This is a genomic window from Chitinophaga eiseniae, from assembly GCF_012641265.1.
Classification (GTDB): Bacteria; Bacteroidota; Bacteroidia; order Chitinophagales; family Chitinophagaceae; genus Chitinophaga; species Chitinophaga eiseniae_A.
Map to the genome: position 1 here is coordinate 246,557 of NZ_JABAHZ010000001.1, position 24,632 is coordinate 271,188.

General features: G+C 46.5%; 13 protein-coding genes and 1 tRNA gene. 12 read left to right on the forward strand and 2 right to left on the reverse strand.

Going from position 1 to position 24,632, the window contains the following annotated elements; translation table 11 throughout:
• Positions 1-161 precede the first annotated feature (161 nt).
• The 9 genes from HGH91_RS00880 to HGH91_RS00920 all read left to right on the forward strand — a co-directional run bounded on the left by HGH91_RS00880 (position 162) and on the right by HGH91_RS00920 (position 19,699).
• On the forward strand, positions 162-3,407 hold the full coding sequence (locus HGH91_RS00880) for a SusC/RagA family TonB-linked outer membrane protein (protein ID WP_168736581.1): 3,246 nt from the start codon (positions 162-164) through the stop codon (positions 3,405-3,407).
• A gap of 43 nt (positions 3,408-3,450) precedes the next feature.
• Positions 3,451-5,223 (forward strand): RagB/SusD family nutrient uptake outer membrane protein, encoded by a 1,773-nt coding sequence (locus HGH91_RS00885; RefSeq protein WP_168736582.1) that lies wholly within the window; start codon positions 3,451-3,453, stop codon positions 5,221-5,223.
• 35 nt (positions 5,224-5,258) lie between these two features.
• Positions 5,259-6,272 (forward strand): IPT/TIG domain-containing protein, encoded by a 1,014-nt coding sequence (locus HGH91_RS00890; RefSeq protein ID WP_168736583.1) that lies wholly within the window; start codon positions 5,259-5,261, stop codon positions 6,270-6,272.
• Positions 6,273-6,392: 120 nt separating this feature from the next.
• Entirely contained in the window at positions 6,393-7,853 is a 1,461-nt protein-coding gene (locus HGH91_RS00895; RefSeq protein ID WP_247651625.1) for a glycosyl hydrolase family 28 protein, read from the forward strand.
• Between the two features lie 69 nt (positions 7,854-7,922).
• A complete protein-coding gene (locus HGH91_RS00900) occupies positions 7,923-12,407 on the forward strand; it encodes a cellulose binding domain-containing protein (protein WP_168736584.1) in 4,485 nt (1,494 codons plus the stop codon).
• A gap of 119 nt (positions 12,408-12,526) precedes the next feature.
• A complete protein-coding gene (locus HGH91_RS00905) occupies positions 12,527-14,368 on the forward strand; it encodes a glycoside hydrolase family 97 protein (protein WP_211092159.1) in 1,842 nt (613 codons plus the stop codon).
• Positions 14,361-15,995, forward strand: coding sequence for a hypothetical protein (locus tag HGH91_RS00910; protein ID WP_168736585.1), 1,635 nt, complete (start codon positions 14,361-14,363; stop codon positions 15,993-15,995). The genes HGH91_RS00905 and HGH91_RS00910 overlap by 8 nt, the downstream gene beginning before the upstream one ends.
• A gap of 16 nt (positions 15,996-16,011) precedes the next feature.
• Positions 16,012-18,030 carry an alginate lyase family protein gene (locus HGH91_RS00915; RefSeq protein ID WP_168736586.1) on the forward strand — a complete coding sequence of 673 codons (2,019 nt, stop codon included), beginning with the start codon at positions 16,012-16,014 and terminating at the stop codon, positions 18,028-18,030.
• Positions 18,031-18,085: 55 nt separating this feature from the next.
• Positions 18,086-19,699 (forward strand): hypothetical protein, encoded by a 1,614-nt coding sequence (locus tag HGH91_RS00920; protein WP_247651626.1) that lies wholly within the window; start codon positions 18,086-18,088, stop codon positions 19,697-19,699.
• A 121-nt stretch (positions 19,700-19,820) separates the two neighbouring features.
• Here the strand turns inward: HGH91_RS00920 and HGH91_RS00925 are convergent, their stop codons facing one another.
• Together HGH91_RS00925 and HGH91_RS00930 are read right to left on the reverse strand one after the other, a co-directional pair.
• Positions 19,821-21,002 carry an aspartyl protease family protein gene (locus HGH91_RS00925; RefSeq protein WP_168736587.1) on the reverse strand — a complete coding sequence of 394 codons (1,182 nt, stop codon included), beginning with the start codon at positions 21,000-21,002 and terminating at the stop codon, positions 19,821-19,823.
• Positions 21,003-21,394: 392 nt separating this feature from the next.
• Positions 21,395-21,478: transfer RNA gene (locus HGH91_RS00930), tRNA-Leu, on the reverse strand.
• A gap of 244 nt (positions 21,479-21,722) precedes the next feature.
• Between HGH91_RS00930 and HGH91_RS00935 the strand changes: the two genes are divergently transcribed.
• The 3 genes from HGH91_RS00935 to HGH91_RS00945 all read left to right on the forward strand — a co-directional run bounded on the left by HGH91_RS00935 (position 21,723) and on the right by HGH91_RS00945 (position 24,621).
• A complete protein-coding gene (locus HGH91_RS00935) occupies positions 21,723-22,934 on the forward strand; it encodes an NAD(P)-dependent oxidoreductase (protein ID WP_168736588.1) in 1,212 nt (403 codons plus the stop codon).
• Positions 22,935-23,054: 120 nt separating this feature from the next.
• Positions 23,055-23,615, forward strand: coding sequence for a TetR/AcrR family transcriptional regulator (locus HGH91_RS00940; protein WP_168736589.1), 561 nt, complete (start codon positions 23,055-23,057; stop codon positions 23,613-23,615).
• Positions 23,616-23,691: 76 nt separating this feature from the next.
• Positions 23,692-24,621: an alpha/beta fold hydrolase gene (locus tag HGH91_RS00945; protein WP_168736590.1), complete on the forward strand. Its 930-nt coding sequence runs from the start codon at positions 23,692-23,694 to the stop codon at positions 24,619-24,621.
• Positions 24,622-24,632: the final 11 nt, after the last annotated feature.

A 24,632-nucleotide genomic window follows, 5' to 3' on the forward strand; every position in this document is an offset into this window, starting at 1 on the left:
GATACTTATCAATCAAAATTGAATTTGCTCGTTATGACAATCATTCTACGTTTCATGAATTATCAGAAGAGTCATTTATCCCTGATTTCTTGTCAGTATAAGAAGTAAAACACTTTATCAAGATTTATTATCCACGTTCAACCACGCTTAAAAAAACTGGTATGCGTAAAATCAGACTATTACCAACATGTGCCGGATTCTTCGGGACATTGCTATTGTTGTTATTTGCAAAATTATTGCCGGCACAGGTTAAAACCGGTGAAAAGATTGTTTCCGGGTATGGTACGTCGAAGGCCAGTTCCACGCTTGTACAGGTTAAAACCGGCGAAAAGATTGTCTCCGGGAAGGTTGTTAATGCAGAAACCGGGGAACCATTAATTGGCGCTACCATTTTGGTGAAAGGAACCAAGGTGGGAACAACTGCTGATAGAAATGGATTGTTTTCTCTCTCGGCATCTGCTTCCTCCTCCGTACTGACGGTGAGTTACCTGAGTTTTGAAAAACAGGAAGTGATTATTACAAACGGGTCGCTGAATATTAAGCTGAAGCCTGCGGGTAATATGGACGAAGTAGTGGTGGTGGGCTATGCCCAACAAAAGAAGGCTACCCTCACTGGCGCAGTAGAGCAGGTGTCTGGCAAAATATTTGAAAGCAGGGCAGTAACCAACATCGCCCTGGCACTCCAGGGACAAACACCTGGCCTGGTGGTGACCAGGAGTTCCCCGCGCCCTGGTAACGAAGGAATTGCCCTGCGTATCCGCGGCGCTTCCTCTGTAAATGGTAGCGATCCGCTTATTGTAGTAGATGGTGTGCCTATTCTCAATTATTACTCTTTCCAGAATCTTAACCCGGATGATATTGAAAGCATCTCTGTGCTGAAAGACGGATCTGCTGCCATATACGGATCCCGTGCAGCCAATGGGGTTATACTTGTTACCACCAAAAGAGGCAAGGGAAAACTTAAAGTAGATTATAACGGTAACATGCGTTTCGTTACAAATGGCATCACCGGTTACTCTCCTTCTATGCAGGAATATGCCACCATGTGGCTGGAAGCAAACAAGGAGGAAACGGTTCCCAACTGGTGGGTATGGGGCGAAGATAACCTGAAAAAAATGCAGCAGGGTGTTGAAGGTGCTTACCAACTGTTCGGAACCGATTTCTATATATACAATGCCAACAGGATTAAGGAAATGTTTGCCCCCCGGTATTCCTATCAACATAATTTAAGCCTTTCCAACAGTACGGAAAAGTCGTCCTACCGCCTGTCTTTCGGCTATGCCGACAACCAGGGGAACCTCGCTACCGCTTACGATGGACAGAAACAATACAACGCCAGGTTTAATTACGACTACAATCTGACAGAGAACCTGAAACTGGAAACCAATATCAGCCTCATCGACGCAAAAACCAGCGAGCCTTCCGTAGGGCTGGATAATACGCTCTATGCATATGATATGCCGTTCTTTCCAGCTAAAAATCCCTATGGCAACTGGTTTGCCACTTTTAATGGTATTGATGGCGGCGCCAATAGGAATGCAGCGGCTATGACTGCGGCCGGTGGACGCAGCAACAAGAATTCACTGACAGGCCGGGCGGATGTGAAAGCCACCTACAAGATTACAAAAGACCTGTCGCTGGAAGGTCTGGCTTCTCTCCAGAACGAAAGGTTCAACCAGGAGCGCTACGTACTACCGGTACAGTTATACAACTGGTACAACGTACCTACGGGTATTGGTCTTAATACAGGGGGAACCAATAATATTTATTATACCTATGCCTGGCAGGGTACGTATCAATACTATTCAGGCTTACTCCGCTATAATAAGGTCTTTGCATCGAAGCATAATATTGCGGCAATAGCGGGTATCAATGCCGAAAAAAATAATACACAGTGGGTATCAGCCCAGCGTATTGGCTTTGCCGATATGGGCGTATACGACATTGGTCTGGGGTCTACCACCACACAAACCAATGCCGGGTCTAAAAGTCTGAATGGCCGCTATTCTTATCTTGGCCGTCTGAATTATAACTACGCGGAAAAATACCTGGTGGAGTTAGTGGGAAGAAGAGATGGTAATTCCAGGTTTGCCCAGGGCTATAAGTTCAAAAACTTTGGTACCGTGCAGTTGGGCTGGGTATTTACCAATGAAGCTTTCATGGACAGATTAAACACTATTCTCAGTTTTGGTAAGATCCGTGCTACCTATGGTACTACCGGTAATGAGGCGTCCGGGTTGGGAGCATTCGACTATCTTTCTACCGTCAATATCGGATCAACGGCACTGGGATCTCCTGTAACGCAGCAGCAATCAACCGGCCTTAATAATAATGGCCTGATCAGCTATAACAGGACCTGGGAAAAAGTAAAGCAGCAGAATATCGGGGTGGACCTGAATTTCCTGTCTAACAGGCTTTCTACCAATGTCGATTACTTTGTTAAAGAAAATATCGGCATGCTGGTGGATGTTACCTATCCTTCCGTGTTGGGTGGATCCGCCCCAAAAACCAATAGTGGAAGGTTCAAAACTAAAGGGTGGGAATTTATCCTCTCCTGGAAAGACTCAAAGAAAGACTTCAGTTACAGTGCCACCTTTAATATCAGCAATACCAATACACTGGTTACCGGCGTAGAGGGGAAAGATAGTTATGGCGCCGGGAGAAATGATATTGTAAATGGTTATCCTTATCAGTCGTGGTTCGTTTTCAAAACAAACGGCTATTTCAGGGACCAGGCTGATGTAGATGCTTATTATGCTACCTATGGAGGCAGTACTTTATTGGCAAATATGCCACAAAACAACCAGGCGGTTGCATTGCGCCCTGGTGATACCAGGCGGGTAGATGTTGCCAATACAAAAAATATTACCAACATCGGGAATGAAAAAAGTTCACTGGTATATGCAGGCGACGGTACCCCTCATCTCACCTTTGGTCTTAACCTGGGCGCATCATGGAAAGGTATCGATCTCTTCACCACTTTCCAGGGGCAGTTGAAACAAAACATCATGCGTAACGGATATATGGCCTATCCGTATTCCGCACTATACACTAACCAGAATCCGGTATTCCTTGGCAAAACCTGGACAACCAGTAACCCGGAAGCCCTGTATCCGCGTTTGACTGTTAATCCAACCCGCGCCGGCTGGAACTATGCCAATAACGATTTCATGCTGCAAAATAATCGTTATATCCGCTTGAAATCACTCATTGTCGGTTATACGCTCCCTCAGCGATGGACGGAAAGAGCAAAACTGAACAGGGTGCGCGTATACTTCTCCGGTAATGACCTTTGGGAATGGACTTCCATTAAAGACGGGTTTGATCCTGAAATGGGAGAAGCTTCCATCAACAGTGGTTATCCCTTCGGAAGGACCTGGTCTTTTGGTTTAAACCTGGGGTTATAGGCTATTCATCTTTCCTTACCCGGAACTTATAAAAACTGAACTCATGAAATCTTTACTTAATAATATCATCATAGGAAGCCTCTGTTTGGGAATGGTGGCCTGCCAGAAAAGTTTTATTGACCTGAATCCGAATGCACAATTTACGGACGCAGTTTACTTTAAGAAGCCATCTGATTTCAAAGATTTTGCTACAGGATTCTATGGCCAACTACCCGGATGGAGTTTTGGTTCAATGGACAATGGCTCGGACTTATCTGCCAATGCAAATGGCAATGGATCAGATATTGGTACCGGTACTATTGCGGTGGGTAGCACCAACTGGAATTACAGCGGTATAAGAAGTTGCAATATCCTGTTGTCAAAGGCGACTGCCTATACAGGAGGGGGCGATATCAGCCAGTATGTATCAGAAGCCTATTTCTTTCGCGCATTCTCTTACTTCAATCTTCTCAAGACATTCGGTGGTGTACCAATTGTGACAACGGTATTGGGGGTGGAGTCGCCTGAACTTTATAACAAACGTAACAGCCGCTACGAGGTAGTAGCCCAGGTATTGGCTGACCTGGACCTGGCCATTGCCGGATTGCCTACTGAACAGAATATCGGTGCGGCCGATAAAGGAAGGATTAGCAAATGGGGGGCGATGGCCCTGAAGGCACAGGTAGAATTATATGAGGCTACCTGGGAAAAGTATGTAGGACAGTCGCCAGATGGCGATGGGCAGAGCAGCGGGGCTGGTACTACCGGCTATGATCCTGCCAATCGCAATAAATACCTCAATGATGCGGTAAATCTATGTCAGCAGATTATGAACAACGGCGGTTATGAGTTGTGGAACAAGAACAACGATTCCAAAATGGCCAACTCAAGTTCCTGGTATTTATTCAATCTTGAAGACGAAGGCAGTAATCCCGGCGGCTACAATAAACAATCCAATAAGGAATTTATTCTCTATACCGTATACGACTATACGCTGAGACAATCAGGTATCAACATCTCCTGGACGGTAGGCCAGCTATATCCCAGCCGCAAGTTTGTAGATATGGCCGTTTGTACAGATGGTTTGCCACCGGCCAAGTCGCCCCTGTTCCAGGGTTATCATACCGCTTCCTCCGAGTTTGAGAACCGCGACCTGCGTTTGCTGAATTACTTATATGCTTCCACCACGGCGCCTGCAACAGCAACGCTGGACTATGGCAGCCTGGGGTCAAGCGGCTATGGCAACACTAAATATGGCGTATACGGTTACGGCAGCCGGAGGATTGACCGTACTGAATCCGCCAACTGGCCTGTTATCCGCCTGGCGGAAGTATACCTGACCTATGCGGAGGCACTGGTGGAATTGAATGGAAACATTTCAGACGGACAATTGGATGCATCTATCAATAAACTGCGTGACCGTGCGGGCGTAGCACATCTCACCAATGCCATGATAGCTGCAAACGCGCTGGATGTGAAAGAGGAGATCAGGAGAGAACGCACCGTGGAATTGTATCGTGAAGGTAAACGCTTTGATGACCTGAAACGCTGGGGTATACTGGAAGCATCGTTGAATCCATCCAGGCTTGGCAGGGTAGTAGGGGATGCCTCTTATGCAACACCGTTTAAAGATGCCGGAGGTAACCCTACATCAGCCTATAAAGCTTCTACTTATGTATTTGGAGAGGAAGCGGTGGCAACGCCGGCCGGTATGCTGAAATGTATAGTGGTAGCCAGTTCACGGAATAACAGCGTGGCAAAGAAACACTACCTGTACCCGGTTCCCACTTCGCAGATGATCTTAAATAAAAATCTGCTGCAGAATCCTGGATATTAATATCATTTAATTCATTATCAACCGCGCATTTTATTATGACTAGAAATATTTTCAGAAGCCTGGTCCTGCCGGGAATAATACTGGCTGCCGGCGTAGTCTTCTCCGCCTGTGAGAAGGATGCACAGTACAGGGAGTTCAATTATCCCGCTCCCGTGGTAAAAGACTTCTCCCCTAAGCAGGGATATGCATTGAGCAATGTGACGATCGATGGTCAGGATTTCGGAGAAGTAGTGGGCGCCGTAAAAGTATATTTTGGAGGTGTTCGCGCAGATACTGTCAGAAGCGTTACCAACAACAAGATTGTAGTACAGGTGCCTGCAAAAGGTGTTGCCGGTGCAGTTACCGTCGAGATATTCGGCAAACGGGATTCCATACCGCAGGTCTTTACCTTAAAGCCCGCTGCCCGCCTGATATCCATGAGTTCAAACAAAGCGCAGGCGGGAGATGAAATTACGCTGACAGGAAACAATTTCGGAACAGATAAATCTCTCGTTCATGTGTTTGTGGGAACAAAGGAAGCAGAAGTGACGGGTGTTGCATCAGAGCAGGTGAAATTCAAGGTTCCAGATGCGCTTCCCGGGTCGGTAACACTGGTGGTTGATGGTCAGAACCTGGTTGGACAATACCTGCTGATCAACGCGGAAAAACTTACAGGTACACTGTTCGGGCATTCAGGATCCTGGGCCAATAACCCGGCCACCATGATTCCCGCTGCTGTAGACGGTAACCTGAATACCTACATAGATGGAGCTACCGCAACCGGTTATGTCGGATACGATCTGGGAGAAGGGAAATCAGCATTACTGAAATCGGTGCGTTACGCACCCCGGAGCGGCAATGCCGGCAGGATGGTGGGCGGACAGATAAGAGCAGCCAATGATGCTTCACTGTCTGACTACGTGGTGCTTTACACCATTGCGGCAGCACCGCCTAATGGTGTGTATACCGACGCACAGATTTCAACGACCAATAGTTATCGCTATATCTATTATTACTCTCCGGCTGGATTCTGTAACATAGCAGAAATTGAATTTTACGGCAGCCGCTAGCAATGCTGATGCGCGGCTGATGATAAGTCAGCCGCGCCTGCCGGCTTTAACCATGCTTTAAATGGACAGATCCTCCACTTCCGGGAGCTGTCCTGTTTTATTAGTGTTTTCAATTTTACAATGATGAATTTCGATCGGATATTGACTAAGCTAACTGGTATTATTATTTACTTGTTGTTTTCGATAGTATGTACAGCACAGCAACAGCAATTGGTGACCTATCCCTTTCCCGCACCGGAAGCAGGAAGCCCTGCGCATAATGCTGATTTTACAGTGAAGGTGCGGCAACCGGGCGGCAAGTGGCTGGACTTATACGAGTATAACGTAAAAGTAGATGAGGTAAGAGGAATTAATCATCATGTGGAAATTGCTTCCATGGCGGCCTTCGATTTTTCAGGTGAAGTGGAAGTCGCTGTAACCAGCAACAGGCAGAAAATACGTCAGGCTGTTATACGGCCGCTTTCGTATGGCATTGAGCATAAAGTAACGCACAATACGGTTTACTTCCGGCTGCTTCAGCCCAAAAACCTTTCCATTGAAATTAATGGCGACAAATTTCATAATCTCCATTTGTTTGCTAACCCCATTGAAGTTTCGGCCCCGGATGCCACTACTGAAAATGTGATTTTCTTCGGCCCGGGTTTCCACGAGATCAAAGGCGGTGTGTTCCCGGTTCCGTCCGGAAAATCTGTGTACCTCGCTGGTGGCGCTGTAGTGAAGGGCCATTTTGTGGTGGATAGCGCACGGAATGTGAAAATAACCGGCAGAGGTATTATTGATTTTCCCGGGCAGGAAGGCGTCAGGATTTCGTATTCAAAAAATGTATTGCTGGAGGGCATTATCCTCACACAATGCCCGGTGGGTAGTTCAGACAGCGTGATAGTCAGGAATATAAAAAGTATCAGCTCTTACAAATGGGGAGATGGCATGAATGTATTTGCCAGCAACAATGTATTGTATGATGGTGTATTCTGCCGTAACTCGGACGATTGCAGTACGGTATATGCCACCAGGAAAGGTTTTGTTGGCGGGTGCCGGAATATAGTCATGCAGCATTCCACGCTCTGGGCAGATGTTGCTCATCCTATTCATATCGGGCTGCATGGGAATACGCCGCATCCGGATACGATCGAGCATGTGCGCTATATCGACATCGATATCCTGGAACACCAGGAGAAACAGGTGGATTACCAGGGATGTATGGCTATTAATGCGGGAGATAATAACCTGGTGAGAGATGTATCCTTTGAAGATATCCGCGTAGAGAATATCAGGTGTGGACAGTTAGTGCATCTGCAGATCCCATTTAATAAGAAGTATTGCACAGCACCTGGCGAGGGCATAGAAAATATACTATTCAAAAATGTAACCTACAACGGCGATAGCCCGGAACTTTCTATTATCACGGGCTACAGTGAAGACCGGAGGGTCAGGAACGTTATATTCGAAAACCTGAAAATTAATGGCACACTCATCTCCGATAACATGAGCGGAAAGCCCGGATGGTATAAAACAGCAGATATGGCGCGGATGTTTGTGGGTGAGTTTGTAGATAGCCTGGTATTCAGGAAAACAGAATAATGTACGGAATGGAGGGTTGTTCGTGGTTCATATACCGGTATTTCCTATTACTAATATAAAAATTCCACAATGAAACCGCTATTGAAATTCTACACTATTTGTTTTTTGTTTTTACTACTATTGGCCAGCCACCTAACGAGGGGCCAAACCTTTGTTCACCCGGGCATATTGCATACCGATGCCGATTTTCAGCGTATAAAGCTGAAACTGCAAACCGGCGCGCAGCCATGGAAATCCGGCTGGGATAAGCTGATCGCAAACTCACATGCGCAGCTGGGGTATACGCCCAATCCTTCGGAGGCCATTAACCGTGGCGGCTCTGTTCCCCAAACATACGTAAGTGCTATGAACGACGCCGCGGCTGCATACCAGTGTGCGCTGCGGTGGAAAATAACAGGCGACCCAAATTATGCTGCTAAGGCGGTACAAATCCTCAATGCCTGGGCGGCAGTCTGCAAAGGGGTAGGGGGCGACACCAATGGCGCGCTGGCGGTAGGCTTCCAGGGTTTTGCTTTTGCCAACGCTGCCGAACTGGTACGCGATTACTCCGGATGGGCTCCCGCAGATTTTGAACGCTTCAAGAAATTCATGATGGATGTTTTCTATTCCTATGCCTCAGGGTTTCTTTACCGGCGGAATGGGACCTGTCCCAGCCATTACTGGGCCAATTGGGGAATGTCCAATGTGTCGACCATGATGGCCATTGGTATTCTTTGTGACGATGTTTATATTTTCAACGAGGCGATGTTCTATCTTAAATCCGGGAACTATACAGAGGCAATCAAAAATGTGGTGTACTACCTTCACACGCCCACTTTGGGACAGTGGCAGGAAAGTAATCGCGATCAGGGCCATTCCCTGCTGGGAGTAGGTTTGGCTGCCGATGTATGCGAAATGGCCTGGAACCAGGGAGAAGATTTATATAGTTATGATAATAGCAGGTTACTGGCTGGCTTTGAGTATGTAGCCAAATATAACCTGGGAGATACTGTCCCCAATATCCCCTACAATAACTGCGAGAACGCAAACCAGCAGAATATCGGCGAAACCGGCAGGGGAGGAATACGGCCTATCTGGGAACGCCTGGTAAATCACTATCAAAACCGTATGGGCATTTCTATACCATACTCCAAACGATATCTGGCCCTCACCAGGCCTGAAGGTGGTGGTGGGGATTATGGCTCTACCAGCGGCGGTTTTGATCACCTGGGTTTTGGTACGCTTACAAGCGCACTGGATTCCATGACAACCAACTGTCCGCCGTCTATGATCAGGGCGAAAATTCAATATAATGGACAGACGTTGGAAACTTCTACCATACAGGTGAAAATGGGCAGCAACCTTACTTTGCATCCTGAATCCGATGCTGGCGGCTCCTGGTCATGGTCTACCGGCGCATCCGGCCAGGACCTGGTGCTAAACAATATCCAGCATAAAGGGGTATACCGGGTAACTTTGACCAACGCCTGCGGCGCTAAAAAAGTACAGCTTTTTGCATTGGCCATTGAGGGCGACTGCCAACCGGCTTTTATTATTCCCTATATCCAGATAAATGGCGTATGGCAGAATACTAACCAGGCGGTAGTAGAACGTGGCGCTACCATTAAACTGGGTCCTCAGGGGAAAGGAGGGGGGATCTCAGGTGCAGGGAGGTACCAATGGAGTACCGGCGACTCTACCAGCGAGGTGTTGGTAGCAAATATTCAGAAAGATACCTTATTGACGCTGATTTACACCGGCCCATGCGGACAAAGCGATACCGCCGTTTTCACTATTCAGCTGAGAAAGGTACACGATGAATTAAAGCAGAAGCTCAAGGAAGCCGAAACACTCCGCGATTCTACCCTTACCAGCGTGCAGCCCATTGCCGGCAGGTATCCACCAGCTGCAAAGGCCTTATTAAATGATTCTATTCTGTATGTTCGGAGCGTATACGATAGTACTACCTCTACTGATTCGCAGGTTATTAGCTATATCAACCTCCTGGACCGGTCCATCCTCCGGTATAAGCAGGCACAGTATTATGGTCTTAATGACTTAGCCGATGGCTTGTACTATATAAAAATTCCGCTGCGTGATTCTGTACTCACGGTTAATCAAACGAATGCCCCCAGGTTTGATATACCATTGGATAGCGCATACCTGCAAGTGTTCAGCATTACTAAAGAGCCCAACGGCAGATATAAGATAATGACAACAGGCACGCCTCCGCCCGGCTACCAGAATTATCTCAATGAGAATGCCCAGTTTGGGCGCAATAACTACGATGCAACCTGGAATACCGTTAATCTTTATTTCAACGGTACCACCTATGCGATGCAGCGCGCTGAAAAGGCTGGTAATGGCTTCTGGTACCTGAGCGGACAAACAATCGCCTCCCAGACAGGCGCCAATAACAGTAATATTCCTGTTACTTTTCCATTTGAACTGAAGCCTGATCTTTACAGTGTACTGGATGCCAGGATAAGGGAAGCAAATGCAGTATTGAATAGTACGGTATCCAGCAGTGTGGCTGAACCAGGGAAATACCCTGTTGCAGCAAAAAATCGTTTACAGGATTCTGTAAATAGTGTCGTGTCGGCCTATTCATCTATCACCGTTTCCTCCCAATCATATGCCTACGTTAAAATGCTGCAAACGGAAATAGACAGGTACAGGAGAGCTATGTACGTGTTACTCAATACGCTCAATGACGGCATCTATACTATTCAACCATTGGCTGGAACCAGCCGGTGGACAGCTGGTACAACCAATTCACCCGACTTCGTTGAGGGCGGCGCACTGACTGGCAATCAACGCTGGCGTATTACGAAAGAAACAAATGGCCGCTATAAAATTATCTGCTTTTCCGCGCCTCAGAACTACCAGAATTATATCAACGAAAATGCACAGTTTGGCACTAACGTATACGACTCTACCTGGCATACCTTCAATATTTATGCTGATGGCAACGGCTACGCTATTCAACGTGCGGCCCGTTCCGGCAACGGCTACTGGTATATCAACACACAGAAAATAAATGCAGTGGGTGGTAATACCAACGATCCTATGCCGTTCAGCTTTCCGTTCCGCCTGGAACCAGCGCCGGATACGCAGCAAATTACATTCGAAAATATTCAGCCAGTACTGTTAGGCGACACTTCCGGATATATGCTGGCTTCCTCCAGCGCCGGATTGTCAGTGCAGTTAAGCCTGGTGGACTCAACTGCTGCCAGGATTATTGCCGGCAAGCTCTATCCGTTAAAGGCTGGCGCTGTGCAGGTAAAAGCATCGCAGGCCGGCAATGGTTACTATGCCGCTGTGGCAGTAACACAATCTGTGGAGGTGAAAAGCCTGGGACTCACACTTAAATACAGAGACGGTGATAACGGGCAAACATTCAATAACATGGCAAAGCCATTCCTGCAACTCAGCAGTTCAGATACTTCAGGTATTGCACTGGATGAACTGGAAATAAGATATTGGCTGACACCTGAGAATTATACGGGTATCAATACGTGGATTGATTACGCTTCGATTGGCGCAACGAAAATTACCACACAGTATGTTCCGTTAGCAACACCCTACCAGCGTGCCTGGGGATACGTTCAATACAGATTCTTGCCGGAAGCCGGATATGTAGGCACGGGTAACGCTATAGATATTCAGTCGAGATGGGCAAATATGCAGTGGGGGCTGTTGGATGAAACGAATGATCACTCTTATCTTACTGCCAGCAGCTATACAGGTAATCCCAACATTACGCTGTATAGGAAAGGGTTACTGGTGGCCGGTAACGAACCGCTTACTACTGAACCGGTCGTTGCTGTTACTGCACTCACAGAAAGTTTGAATAGCAGCAGTAATACTATTTCAACAAAGTTAAATCTGCAGCATAGCGGGAACACACCCGTTAAATACAATGATTTGAAGATTCGCTACTGGTTCACAAAAGATGGTGGTGGTACTTTAAACAGCTGGATAGATTTTGCCGTACTGGGATCAGGTAAGATATCCGCTGCATTCACGGAAACGGCAGGTCTGCAAAATGCGGATCATTACCTGGAACTTGGATTTGTTGATAGTACTGCGTTGTTTTATCCTCAATCATCCAGCGGAAATATTCAATTCCGGATAACGAAGTCCGACTGGTCTGCCTTTGATAAGAATAACGACTTTTCTATGCCGCAACAGCCGGGCCTACTGGCTAATCCGAATGTGACGGTATACCTGAAAGGAGCGCTCATTTATGGAACGGAGCCATCAGAGGGGCAACATAGCCTGACAATGGCAAAATCGCCTGCTGTATTTGCGGCAGCGAAAACAGGAAATCTGAAATTATATCCTAATCCTGCCAGCAACTATATTTATATTGATACAAAAATGCTTTCCCTGCCGCATAATAAATCTTCTTTCCTGACATTGGTTGATGTACATGGGAAGCAGGTATTAGCGCAGGTATTGCCAGCTGGTGCTCTCCAGGTGAAGGTAAACCTTCCATCCGGGCTACCAGCAGGTACCTACTGGGTTCGCATAGGTAATAATGTGGCGCCGGTGGTGATAACAGGGAATTAGCAGGTAATAACCTGGCATGATCAGCTCGAAAGGAGTTGGCTTCGGCAAAAATATCCGCCGGGGCCAAACCTTTTCAGGGAAGGCCATCATTAATTTATAGATTGACAAAAAATTGGGAAATGAATCGAAATTTTTTTGGGTGGAAGGCACTCGGAATGCTGGGGCTTATATTTTTTTTGCAGCAAGGGCAACTGGCCGCACAAAAAGTATACGCTGTGACATCGCCGGAAGGAACAACAGTGTTGACTTTGCGTGCTGAAGGCGGAAAGCTCAGTTATCAGCTCTCTTTTAAGAGAAGAGAAATTACGGATAGGTCTGTGCTTGATATTACAGTTGACGGAACGTCGTTAAGTACGGCAAAAGTTACTGGATATGATAAGCCTGTATTACATCATGAATCATTTGCGAGCCCGATAGGCGAGCAAGACTCGCTGCACAGTAATTACCGGCAGGCAAAATTGTATTTGAAAACCAATAATGGCAGCCAGGTAAGGCTGGATGTCAGGGTGATGGATAGCTGTGTGGCGTTCCGGTATGCGGTATCCGTTACTGATACTGCGTTACATCGGCTCCGGGAGTTGACTACCTTCTCTTTCCCTTCTTCTCCACTCATCTATCAATACAACCAGGAGTCTGTCTTTACACCTATGCGGGTGGATACCTTCAGTACTATAACCGACTTGCCGGTTACACTCCTGACCAATGGAAGTTATTGTCAGCTTGGAGAGGCCGCGAATTTGAATTACACGAAAGCGGAGCTCGCCCGCGGAGTTAATGGGAGTACGCTGGCGGTGGCGTTTCCACGTGATACAGTCGTACTGTTTCGTAAAATGATCGAAACACCGTGGAGGACCCTGAGTGTGGCTAGTTCCCCTATTGCGTTGGCGCATTGCCGTACATTGAATTTAAAACTGGCGGAGCCTCCCGTACCTGGCGACTTATCATGGATCAGGCCTGGCAAACTTATCCGGGCACAATTGAATACCCGGAGTGGGTTGGATTGTATTGATTTTGCAGTAAAGCATCATTTCCAGTATATCATGTTTGATGCGGGCTGGTATGGTGCTGAGTTCCGGTCATCATCGGATCCCTGTCAGGTAATCCCGGCCATTGACATGCCGAAGGTGATAGTATATGGTAAGGAAAGAAATATCGGTGTTATCCTGTATGTGAACTATGTAGGGTTGAAAAGTAAACTGGATACCATTCTCCCGCTTTATAAGCAATGGGGGGTGGCAGGCCTTAAATTCGGTTTCGTGGATGGCCTTACCCAGGCAGGGCTTAGCTGGCTGTCGCAGGCAATTCAAAAAGTGCAGCAATATGGTTTTGTGCTGGATATACACGATAACTATAAGCCTACAGGCCTTAGCAGAACTTATCCTGCATTGTTAACGCAGGAAGGTATAAGAGGAGATGAAAACAGCCCGGATGCTTTTCATAATACTACACTCCCATTTACGCGCTTTCTGGCAGGAGCGGCAGATTTCACCTATTGTTTTCCGAATGCAAAGAATAGTTTTTCAAAAAATATAAAAGTTTCTAAAGCGCAACAGCTGGCGCTGAGCGTGATTTATTACAGCCCGCTGCAGGCGATATTCTGGTATGGCCAGCCGAATGACTATACCAATGATGAGGAAATAGCATTCTACGACTATGTGCCAACTACCTGGAATGAATCACATTACCTGGCGGGAGATATTGGAAAAGGTATAGCCGTGGCGAGAAGGAAAGGGGATACCTGGTACCTTGGTTGTGCCGCTGGCCCGGAGGATTGGGAGACTATGCTGGATCTCTCTTTTCTCCGGCGGGGTAGTACCTATATTGCCACTATTTATGAAGATGGTGATAATCAATCCGTCAATAAAAGAACCGTTAAGCTCACCGGCAGCGACAAACTGCCGGTGAAACTTTCGGCCAAAGGCGGTCAGGCAATCATTTTCAGACCGGGAACCCATGAATAGACCATACTTTTTTCTGCTGTTGTTTTTTTTCTGTAGGCTGACCGCAACGGCCCAGGTATGGCAGTGGTCCGTTCCCGTGGCGGGAGCCCGTAACGCAGATGCTACCGCATATCTGTGGATTCCGGAAAATGCCCGGAAAGTCAAAGGCATTGTACTGGCGCAGCATAATATGGAGGAGATCAGCATTTTAGAGAATCCGCTTTTTCGGGAAGAGATGAAATTGCTGTCTTTTGCCATTGTTTGGGTATCACCGTCATTTGATCATCTTTTCCGCTTTAACGAAGGGGCGGGAGAAATATCCAATACATTTCTCCGGGCGCTGGCAGATTCTTCAGGATACAAGGAATTGGAATATGTTCCCCTGGTGGTAATGGGGCATTCTGCCGCGGCAAGCTGGCCGTATTACTATGCCGCCTGGAACCCGGAACGTACCTTGTGCGCTATTTCCACTAGCGGTCAATGGCCCTGGTTCAGGGATCCCCGGTTTGCTCCCGATATCTGGGGCAATAGGAATATCGATCATGTGCCCTGCCTTGAAACAATGGGTGAATATGAAGCAGCTGCCACCTGGAGCGCCGAAGGTTTGAAAGAACGGAAGGAGCACCCGTATATGCCCTTAAGTATGTTGGCTTGTCCGGGAGAGGGACATTTCGCTGCATCCGACAAAAAAGTACGTTATATCTCCCTGTACATTCGTAAGGCTGTGCAGTATCGGATGCCAGCGAATTATACCGCCGATAAGCCAGCAGTATTGATCCCAATTGATCCGGTACACAACGGATGGCTGATGGAGAAATGGAAACAGGATGAATTGCCAATGGTAAGCCCTGCGCCGGTTTCCCGATATAAGGGCGATACAGCCCAGGCATTCTGGTTTTTTGATGAGGAGTTGGTGAGGGCTACACAGCAGTATCAGCAGGTACCGCGGCATCGTAAGCCGCAGCTGACCGGCGTTCAACAGGATGGTCACATTATTGCACAACGGAATACACATTTACAGGTACATATACCGTTTATCCCACAGAAAGATGGAATTAGTTTCCGGCTAAAGGGAGTATTCCTGGATACTGTGCCGGGTGAAAGTGAACGACCACGTATGCAAACCGGCCTTCCTCCAGGTTCAGCCCTGGGACATGCGGAAGGAAAAATTCGGGTGCACATAGAAACGATTACAGGACCCGTTACGAAAATCAATGACACCACCTTTCAGTTTTCAATGAGGAATGGATTTCATGGAACTGCCAGTCAGTATAGCTTGTACCTGGCAGCAGTACATCCTGGAGATATACAGTATAAACCTTTTGTACAACAGGCAGAATTGACGCTTCCCGTATGTAACACAGAAGGCACATCCCAGGAGATATTTTTTCCGGTCATCGGCAACCAGGATTCCCATACACGGCGGATTATATTGAAAGCCAGGGCAAGCAGTGGATTGCCGGTAAGGTATTACATTGAATCAGGACCCGCTTATATAAAAGGAGATAAAATAATTATAACACCAGTGCCACCAGCGGCAAAGTATCCGGTAAAAATTACCGTAGTGGCCTGGCAATATGGAAGGACCGGTGCACAAGCTGTTCAGACCGCAAAACCGGTTTTACAGTCATTTTACCTGGAAAAATAAAATACTTAAAAAGATAATGAGTCGTGTGAAATATGTGATATTGATCATCGCATCCTGTCTGACATACACAATTTTGTTACATCATGCCGCCAGCGCGCAGTCGCATGTATTTCTGCACCCTGGCCTGCTGCATAGCCAACGTGACTTACAGCGCATGAAGACTGGCGTAGCAGCGCAAACGGCGCCTATATATGAAGGGTATCTCGTTTTTAAAAGAAGCCCCTTTTCTCACTACGATTACAGGATGAAGGGGCCACTTCCTATAGTGGGAAGAAATCCAGGCATAGGGCAGTCTGATTACGACAGTGATGCCAATGCGGCTTATCAGAATGCGCTGATGTGGGCTATTACCGGCGATAAACGTTATGCGCAAACGGCCATTGGCATTATTGACGCATGGAGTGATACGCTGAAATCGATTACCGGCAAAGATGCTATACTAATGGCCGGATTAGGACCATTTAAGATGGTGAATGCAGCAGAAATCATCCGGTACAGTAACGCAGGGTGGCCAGAGGCAGCGGCAAAGCGTACAGAGAAACATTTCCGCCAGGTAATTTATCCTGTCGTCGCTGAGTTTGCGCCTTTTGCAAATGGTAATTGGGATGCTGCTGCGCTTAAAACGGTAATGGCTATAGGGATTTTCTGCAATGACCGTGAAATTTTTGAAAAAGCTATCCGCTATTATGTAAACGGATGGGGAAACGGAAGTCTTACTCACTATGTTGTTAATGATGCCGGCCAGGTACAGGAAACAGGAAGAGATCAGGCCCATACGCAGCTCGGCATTGGCATGCTGGCAGAATGTTGCGAAATGGCCTGGCACCAGGGACTGAACCTTTATTCCTATGCCGATAGTCGTTTACTAAAAGGATTTGAATATACCGCGAAGTACAACCTTGGATATAACGATATCCCCTATACGCCGCTGCCCGACCGCACAGGTAAATACCTTCATACCCATCCTTCGGAGGTGGCACGCGGTAATCTTCGCGCAGTATTTGAACAGGTTTATAATCACTATGTACATAGGGTGGGAATGCAGGCGCCCTTTACAAAAGCGGCGGCTGATAAGCTAAGGCCTGAAGGCCCCGGTAACCCGGGAGCGGATCATCCCGGTTATGGCACCTTGTTTTACTCCATCAACCCGGGAGCCGAAGATGCTACTCCGCAGCAGTTTTTGACTGGAAGCCCTGCGGGACTGACACTGACTGTAAGACCTGATACGAGTACGCTGACCTGGGTTAGCCTGGTGGGAGCGTCGTCTTATATCATCAAACGGGCAGAGAAAAGAGGAGGGCCTTTCCGGACTATCGGAACCACTACTGAAAATCTCTTTTGTGATTCCAGCGTCAGAACAGGACTTGTGTATTATTACACGGTTGCCGGCGTAAGAAATGGGAGAGAATCAGCCGCTTCAATTCCCGTATCTGTTGCTGGTGGAGGACTTCAAAAAGGATGGGGTAATAAAGATATCGGACATTCAGAAAAGGCAGGCTATGCACAATACGACGGCCATCTGCTGAGGGTAGAAGCCGGCGGTGTATTCACAGATACATTGCAGTACGGTTTTAATTACACCTATAGGAAGGTGTTGAAGAATGATGAGATGGCTATCCAGGTATGCCCGCAGCCCAGTTCTCAGTTTACAACGGTTGGACTGATGATTCAGTCAGGGCTGCAGCCAGATGCTTCTTTTGCCGCGTTGATGTTGTACCCCGGAAAAACACCCGAAATAGAAGCCCCTAAGTGGATGATGCAATTCCTGCAAAGAGGGGATGCCGGAATGAATACGGCGGTTATAGCGACACATCCATTGGCGGCGCCAGCTGTAACCTACGGTCGTTTGACAGGGGCTTACTGGCTAAAAATAAAGCGGTCTGGCCATAGAATAACAGGATTTGGATCCTATGACGGTATGAATTGGATACAGCTGGCATCCATAAATTGGAGTGCCGGCCTCCCGGCATGGATTGGTGTGGCAGTAGCATCCAATATTTCAAATACAACGACGGTGAGGATTCGCCTGCATTAAATCCAAAAAAATGACGCATCCAATAAAATGTCATAGAACAAAAGCAAAAATTGCAATGATCTTATTCCTTGCGCTCGTTACATCCGGGGCTTTTGGACAGCACTTGCAGTTAGTCAACAAAAAAAACACCGTTTCCCAGGCAGCTGCACCCGTCTGGCAGTGGCGCATTTCGGTAGACAGTATTATTTCCGGCGAAACGCAAGCCGCTCCCCAGGCATTTCTCTGGATACCTGAGCACTGTAAGCAGCTGAAGGCGGTAGTATGGGGACAACACAACATGACCGAAGCAACTGTACTGGAACATCCTGCATTCCGTAAAACGTTGGCTGAACTTGGGATAGGAGAGATATGGGTTACCCCGGCTATCACGCAAATGTTTGATTTTACCAAAAATGCGCCGGCGGATTTTGAGCGAATGATGAATCGCCTGGCGGAGGTATCCGGATACACCGCACTAAAAACAATTCCAGTCATTCCTATCGGTCATTCTGCCCAGGCCAGTTTTCCCTGGAATTTTGCCGCATGGAATCCGGCAAGAACACTGGCGGTGATTTCTCTTCATGGCGATGCGCCGCTTACAAAACTGACCGGGAGTGGTGCTCCTAACCCGGATTGGGGCAACAGGAACATAGATGGTGTGCCGTCTCTCTTCATAATGGGGGAATATGAATGGTGGGAAGACCGGATGCTCCCGGCAATCTCTTACACACAAATGCATCCGCATAGCGTCATCTCTTTATTTGCAGACGCGGGGCATGGCCATTTTGATGCATCAGATGCACTGGTGGATTATATCTCCCTGTTTATACGCAAGGCAATGAAATATCGCTGGCGTGCAAACGGCTTACATCCGGTGCAACGGGAAGACGGATGGTTGATGGGCAAATGGCATAAGGATAGCCAACCCACTGCACCCGCGGCGCCTTTTAACGCATATACCGGAAACCGGCAATCTGCTTCATGGGTATTCGATAGCTCAATGGCCAATGCCACCGAACATTACTACAAGACCGCAAGAGGAAAACGCCAGCAGTTCATCGGATTTATCCGGGACGGTAAAATACAGGTGCCTGGCAAATCCCATGCGGTATATGCCGTAAACGTTCAGCTGCTACCCGACGGTATCACCTTTCATATCAGCGCATTTTTCGCGGATTCCACCAGAACCAGGCAGGTTACTGAACATGCGTCAACGCCGCTAATGATTAATCGTATATGCGGTCCTGTTAAGAAGATAAATGATACCACTTTCCGGTTGGATTTCTATCGTATGGGCTTCAATAATACCAAGCGAAGCAACGATATCTGGCTGGTAGCTGAAAATAGGGGAGATGATGTGTTTAAGAGCGCCGTGCAACAACTAAATATTAAAATACCGTTGCCGCAAACTACCGGCGAAGCGCAGCAAATATATTTCAAATCATTGCCAGACCAGCAAAAGGGAGTGAAGGAGCTATCTTTAACGGCTCAAACTACATCTGGTTTGCCCGTAAATTATTATGTAAAAGAAGGCCCCGCATTTATTAAAGACAATAAACTGGTATTTACAGGCGTGCCACCACGTGCAAAACTACCGTTAAAAGTTACCGTGGTGGCCTGGCAATACGGTATTACAGGAAAGTATCAGTCGGCATTGCCAGTTGAGCGGTCGTTTTTTATTGTTCCATAGTTAAGTGTGTTGAAAGGCTCATCGGGCTTTGAGAGCACATTGAAGGATTAAAAACACAATTCAAAACGTTGTACCGCCACCGTTAAAAATGTATTCTTCTGAGTCACTTTTAAAAGCAGGTTTAGAGAATTTTTCTGTTTTCAATTTTATAAGTTGCAATTTCATTATTTCTTTTTGATCTGACGACCACTATATTTTTCTCACCTGGTATTTTAAAGTATTTCTTAATCGCATACATTTCCTTTGTTGTGTTACCGTTAACGCTTAACAATTCATCTCCGGCTATAATACCTAGCCTTTCTTCGACGCTTTGGGGAACTACTGAATTAATGAGTACTTTTTGATCTTTGATTCTAAAAGATAGGCCTGAGAAGATTGACTCAAAAGGAGTTTCATACTGCCTGCCAGGGGATAGGTATATTCTTCTGTTGCTATAGTCAAATAAGATGTTAAACCTAAGAATAATTTTATTTCCCAGAATCCCTGTTATATCTTTCATCGCATTGACTCCCTCTTTAACATCTGTTAAAGAAATAATCAAATCATTAAAAGTGTTGTGCTGAATAGAAAATCCCCGGATTCTAACATCATAAGAAGTAGATGATGTTGTTAAATTTTCGGTGGTATGCATAATGGCTGATCCTGACTTTTTAAGAAGGCCGTTGGCTCTTACGTAAGGAGTATTAATGAAAGCTGTAATCCCAGCCCCGGTATCAAAAAGGAATGGTCCGCTATATTCAGCGCCATTTTTTAGCTTAAAGGCACATTGAACTATCGGAATGTTACTGTAAAACTTAAAGGAAAGAGGGCTTTTATATTTTGCTTTGATCTTGTCTTTAAATGAATAGAGATAGATGGTGCTATCATCTGTATTCATTTCCGTTAAAAAAGATTTCAAAAGGTCATAGCCGATAATGCCATCTATTTTCCTCCCAAATTGTTCTGATAAATGGAGTAAATCCATAGCGATCATAGGTACTGAGCCAAGCTGTATATTGCCTAAGTGGATAATAGCGTAGTTTGATATCAGGAATACCTTCTGTGCCCCGCCCGCACCGGTGGCGCTGATACCTGCACCGGTGTCTACAGACAGAGAGGGTATTTTTTTCGCAGTATTTAAGTCTATAACCGTGTTGCCGGCGCCGCTATCAAATATAAAATTCAAGGTATCAGTTTCATCATTTAATCTAACTTTTATAAATATCTGGCTATCATAATGAACATATTTAAATGTCGCTATCTGCCCTTTACTTTCACCAATGAGCAATAGAATGAACAGGGCAACAGAGAATGCTTTTTTCATAGTTAGAATATATTATATAGTAATAATGGGATTTTTATAATCTTGGGCTGTAAGAATCAGTGTTAACTTGTTTTGAGGTCCTCCCATTTTTATAGGGCCAATGTTAAGTATAAAAATCGAGGTATTTAAAGATACGAAACTGATGGGAAACAAGCATCTTCCTGTGACGGCAAAAATAATTTGTTGTTCTTTTTACATACAAAGGCCGTAGGCTATGGAAATGAACAGTTAGCTGCTGTATTTAAAGTAAAATAAAAAGAGAGGTTACCGAAAAGGTTATTTTAGTTCTTCTAAATTATGAGGGTCTAAGGCAAAAAAAATAGGGTTACATCGTTAGATGTAACCCTAATTAGGTAGTAAAAAGCAGTTCAGTTATACTTCTATAACTTCCGTGCCCAGAACAGGAATCGAACCTGCACTCCGTTGCCGAAACAAGATTTTGAGTCTAGCGCGTCTACCAATTCCGCCATCTGGGCAATCATTTTATAAGAACTCTCCGCGTCAATTGCGGGATGCAAATATAGAAACTCTTTTTTAATCTCCAATATTTTTTTTCATTTTGCCTGATATTTTTCTCAATACTGTTCTCTTGTACTAAAAATAAAATCCTGTAAACCGTCTGCCGTAAAGGATTTTATCGCATGTGAGCTGAATTTATTTTGTCGCATAAAAATTTTACAACCGCCTCCCCGGTTCACTAAAATACCGTACATTCAGCGTATGGAAAGCACGATTCATATAGGACTTATCAGGGAAGAAAAACTGCCGCACGACAATAGGGTGGCGTTTACACCCAAGCAATGTGTTTGGATACAACATCACTTCCCACAGGTACGCCTATACGTACAACCATCGCTCTGGCGCTGTTTCAAAGATGAAGAATATGAAATGGCTGGCATTACCCTGCAGGAAGACCTTTCCCACTGTTCCATTCTGATGGGTATCAAAGAAGTGCCGGTAGAGAAATTAATCGGGGGAAAGACTTACCTGTTCTTCAGTCACACAAAAAAGAAACAGCCGCATAACCAGCATATGCTGCAGGCCATCCTGGAAAAGAATATAACACTCATCGACTATGAATGCCTGGTACATCCTGATGGGCAGCGTATCCTGGGCTTTGGCTTCTTTGCCGGCGTAGTAGGTGCGCACAATGGCCTGATGGCTTATGGTGAGAAAACCAGGCAATTTCATTTTAAAAGGGTACATACCTGTCACGATTTCCAGGAGCTGATCGGCCATTATTTTGGGATCAAACTGCCTCCTATGAAAATGGTGATTACCGGCTCCGGGCGGGTAGCAGCGGGCGCCCTGGAAATTATGGGATTGCTCGGTATCAAGTACATCCCACCCGAAGAATATCTGATCAACAAGTATAGCTACCCGGTATATACCCAGCTGAAAGCAGGGGAGCTGTATCTGCGTAAAAAGGATAAAACCTATAGTAGAAGCGACTTTCACGCCCATCCGGAGGAGTATGAATGTCGTTTCCTGCCTTATGTTACCGTGAGCGACATTCTCATGAATGGTATTTATTGGGACCATAATATCCCTCCGCTCTTCCAGGCGGATGATCTGAAAAAAGATAATTTCCATATACAGGTGATCGCAGATATTACGGATGATACCAACGGATCCATACCCTGCAACCTGGGCGATAGTACCATTGACCAACCGGTATACGGCGTTAACAGGGATACTATGGAACAAACGGCACCCTATCTTCCGGGCACTGTCGATATGATGTGCGTGAGCAATTTACCCAATGAACTACCCCGGGATGCCTCGCAGTATTTCGGCGACCAGCTGATGAAATATGTATTTGAAGAATTACTGAAAGAAGATAATGAGATGATCCGGAAGGCTACCATCGCTGATAAAGGCCGGCTGACGCCCACTTTTCAATACCTGGAAGACTATGCCAGCGGAATTTAAAGGCATAATGCATTTACCGCTGTTTACTCATTAAATCATTCCAACCAGCTATTTTTAAAAAATAGATAGATCTATCTATTTTTTAAAAAACTTTTATACCTTAGCTGCTCAAACAAGGTTATGAAGGAAAAAGTAAAAGTGAGGGACCGGATCCTGAACGTGGCCACCGATTTGTTTTATCACCAGGGATTTAACCAAACGGGAATTAACCAGATCATTGCGGAGGCTAACATCGCCATTGGTTCCCTGTATAATCACTTCCCCTCTAAAAACGACTTGCTGCTGGCCTACCTGAGGAAGCAGGAGGAGGAGTGGTTTGAGGGCCTGGAGAAATTCACCCAGGGTAGCAGTCATCCCCGCGAAAAAATACTGAAGTTTATCGACTACCGGATTGCGCAGCAGCAACCGGACTTTTACGGTTGCCCTTTTATCAAAATCATTGCGGAGATAGGAACGCAGGACCAGCAGGTACAGCAGTTGGTAGAAGGGCATAAAAGCAGGCAACGCATGCTGTTGCAGGGGCTCTTCCAGCAACTGGATTATGATGGTCCGATAGATAAGAAACTGCTGGCGGATAATTTCTTCTTAATGGTAGAGGGGGCTACGGTAAACGCCACTATCTCCAGGAACATCAAACCACTGGAAGGCGTCAAAAAATTTATAAAGAAAATGATCTCCTGATTTATCAGTCCCGTCACCGGGACTTTTTTTAAACTTCAAAAATAAATAGATATATCTATCTACTAAACTAATAAATATGATACCTCGAGATGAAACCTTTAAGGGTACCTATCCCTTTGCGCCTCACTTCAGCGCGGCGCCCGGCTTTAATATGCATTATGTGGATGAAGGTAAAGGGCCGGTAGTGCTTTGTTTGCACGGAGAGCCTACCTGGGGCTATTTATTCAGGCACCTGATCCGGGAGCTATCTGATACCCACCGGGTCATTGCTCCGGACCATATGGGATTTGGAAAAAGTGAAACGCCGGCAGGCCGCACGTACTGGCTGCAGGATCACATCGATAACCTGGAAAAGCTGGTGCTGGACCTCGATTTGCAGGATATTACCCTGGTGATGCATGATTTTGGCGGCCCTGCGGGAATGGGCCTGGCAGCAAGACATCCCGGTCGTATATCCCGGGTAGTGAGCATAAACGGCCCCGTTGCTTTTGGGCAACCCGGCTTGCAAGCTGCTTTGGAAGCCAATGCCCGGGAGTCGCCCTGGTTCCGCTGGATATTGCAGGCCGCGAAGGAGGAACGACTAAAAAGCGTGCTCAATGAAAGTGGTTACAATATTCTCAGCACGCTGAAGCTGAACGGATTTGAGCGTAACGAACTCATTACGCCCACCTGGCTGGATGCCTATGGCGCTCCTTTTCCAACTCCGGCCGACTGCGCCGGCGTACTGGGATGGGCCGCAGGATTTGCTGCCGGCGCCCACCAGTTCGAGCATCCCAACGCGGCCGCGTTGGAAAAGATCAGCGCTTTGCCGGCAATTGCCATCTGGGGAACCGCCGATCACACACTGCATGGGAAATACTTCCTTCCACTATTCCAGTCGCTGTTCCGGGAAGGAGAGGTGTATGAACTGCCACATGCCGGGCACTATAGCCTGGAAGATGCGCCTGATGCAATAGGCGAGCTGATCAGCCGGTTCCTGGAAGCAACCACCGTTTCCGTTATTTAAATTTTTTTTAT

Excerpts from the sequence above, each read along its gene's own strand:
- HGH91_RS00880 (WP_168736581.1), top strand. The coding sequence starts at position 162 with ATGCGTAAAATCAGACTATTACCAACATGTGCCGGATTCTTCGGGACA.
- HGH91_RS00885 (WP_168736582.1), top strand. The coding sequence starts at position 3,451 with ATGAAATCTTTACTTAATAATATCATCATAGGAAGCCTCTGTTTGGGA.
- HGH91_RS00890 (WP_168736583.1), top strand. The coding sequence starts at position 5,259 with ATGACTAGAAATATTTTCAGAAGCCTGGTCCTGCCGGGAATAATACTG.
- HGH91_RS00895 (WP_247651625.1), top strand. The coding sequence starts at position 6,393 with ATGATGAATTTCGATCGGATATTGACTAAGCTAACTGGTATTATTATT.
- HGH91_RS00900 (WP_168736584.1), top strand. The coding sequence starts at position 7,923 with ATGAAACCGCTATTGAAATTCTACACTATTTGTTTTTTGTTTTTACTA.
- HGH91_RS00905 (WP_211092159.1), top strand. The coding sequence starts at position 12,527 with ATGAATCGAAATTTTTTTGGGTGGAAGGCACTCGGAATGCTGGGGCTT.
- HGH91_RS00910 (WP_168736585.1), top strand. The coding sequence starts at position 14,361 with ATGAATAGACCATACTTTTTTCTGCTGTTGTTTTTTTTCTGTAGGCTG.
- HGH91_RS00915 (WP_168736586.1), top strand. The coding sequence starts at position 16,012 with ATGAGTCGTGTGAAATATGTGATATTGATCATCGCATCCTGTCTGACA.
- HGH91_RS00920 (WP_247651626.1), top strand. The coding sequence starts at position 18,086 with ATGATCTTATTCCTTGCGCTCGTTACATCCGGGGCTTTTGGACAGCAC.
- HGH91_RS00925 (WP_168736587.1), bottom strand. The coding sequence starts at position 21,002 with ATGAAAAAAGCATTCTCTGTTGCCCTGTTCATTCTATTGCTCATTGGT.
- HGH91_RS00935 (WP_168736588.1), top strand. The coding sequence starts at position 21,723 with ATGGAAAGCACGATTCATATAGGACTTATCAGGGAAGAAAAACTGCCG.
- HGH91_RS00940 (WP_168736589.1), top strand. The coding sequence starts at position 23,055 with ATGAAGGAAAAAGTAAAAGTGAGGGACCGGATCCTGAACGTGGCCACC.
- HGH91_RS00945 (WP_168736590.1), top strand. The coding sequence starts at position 23,692 with ATGATACCTCGAGATGAAACCTTTAAGGGTACCTATCCCTTTGCGCCT.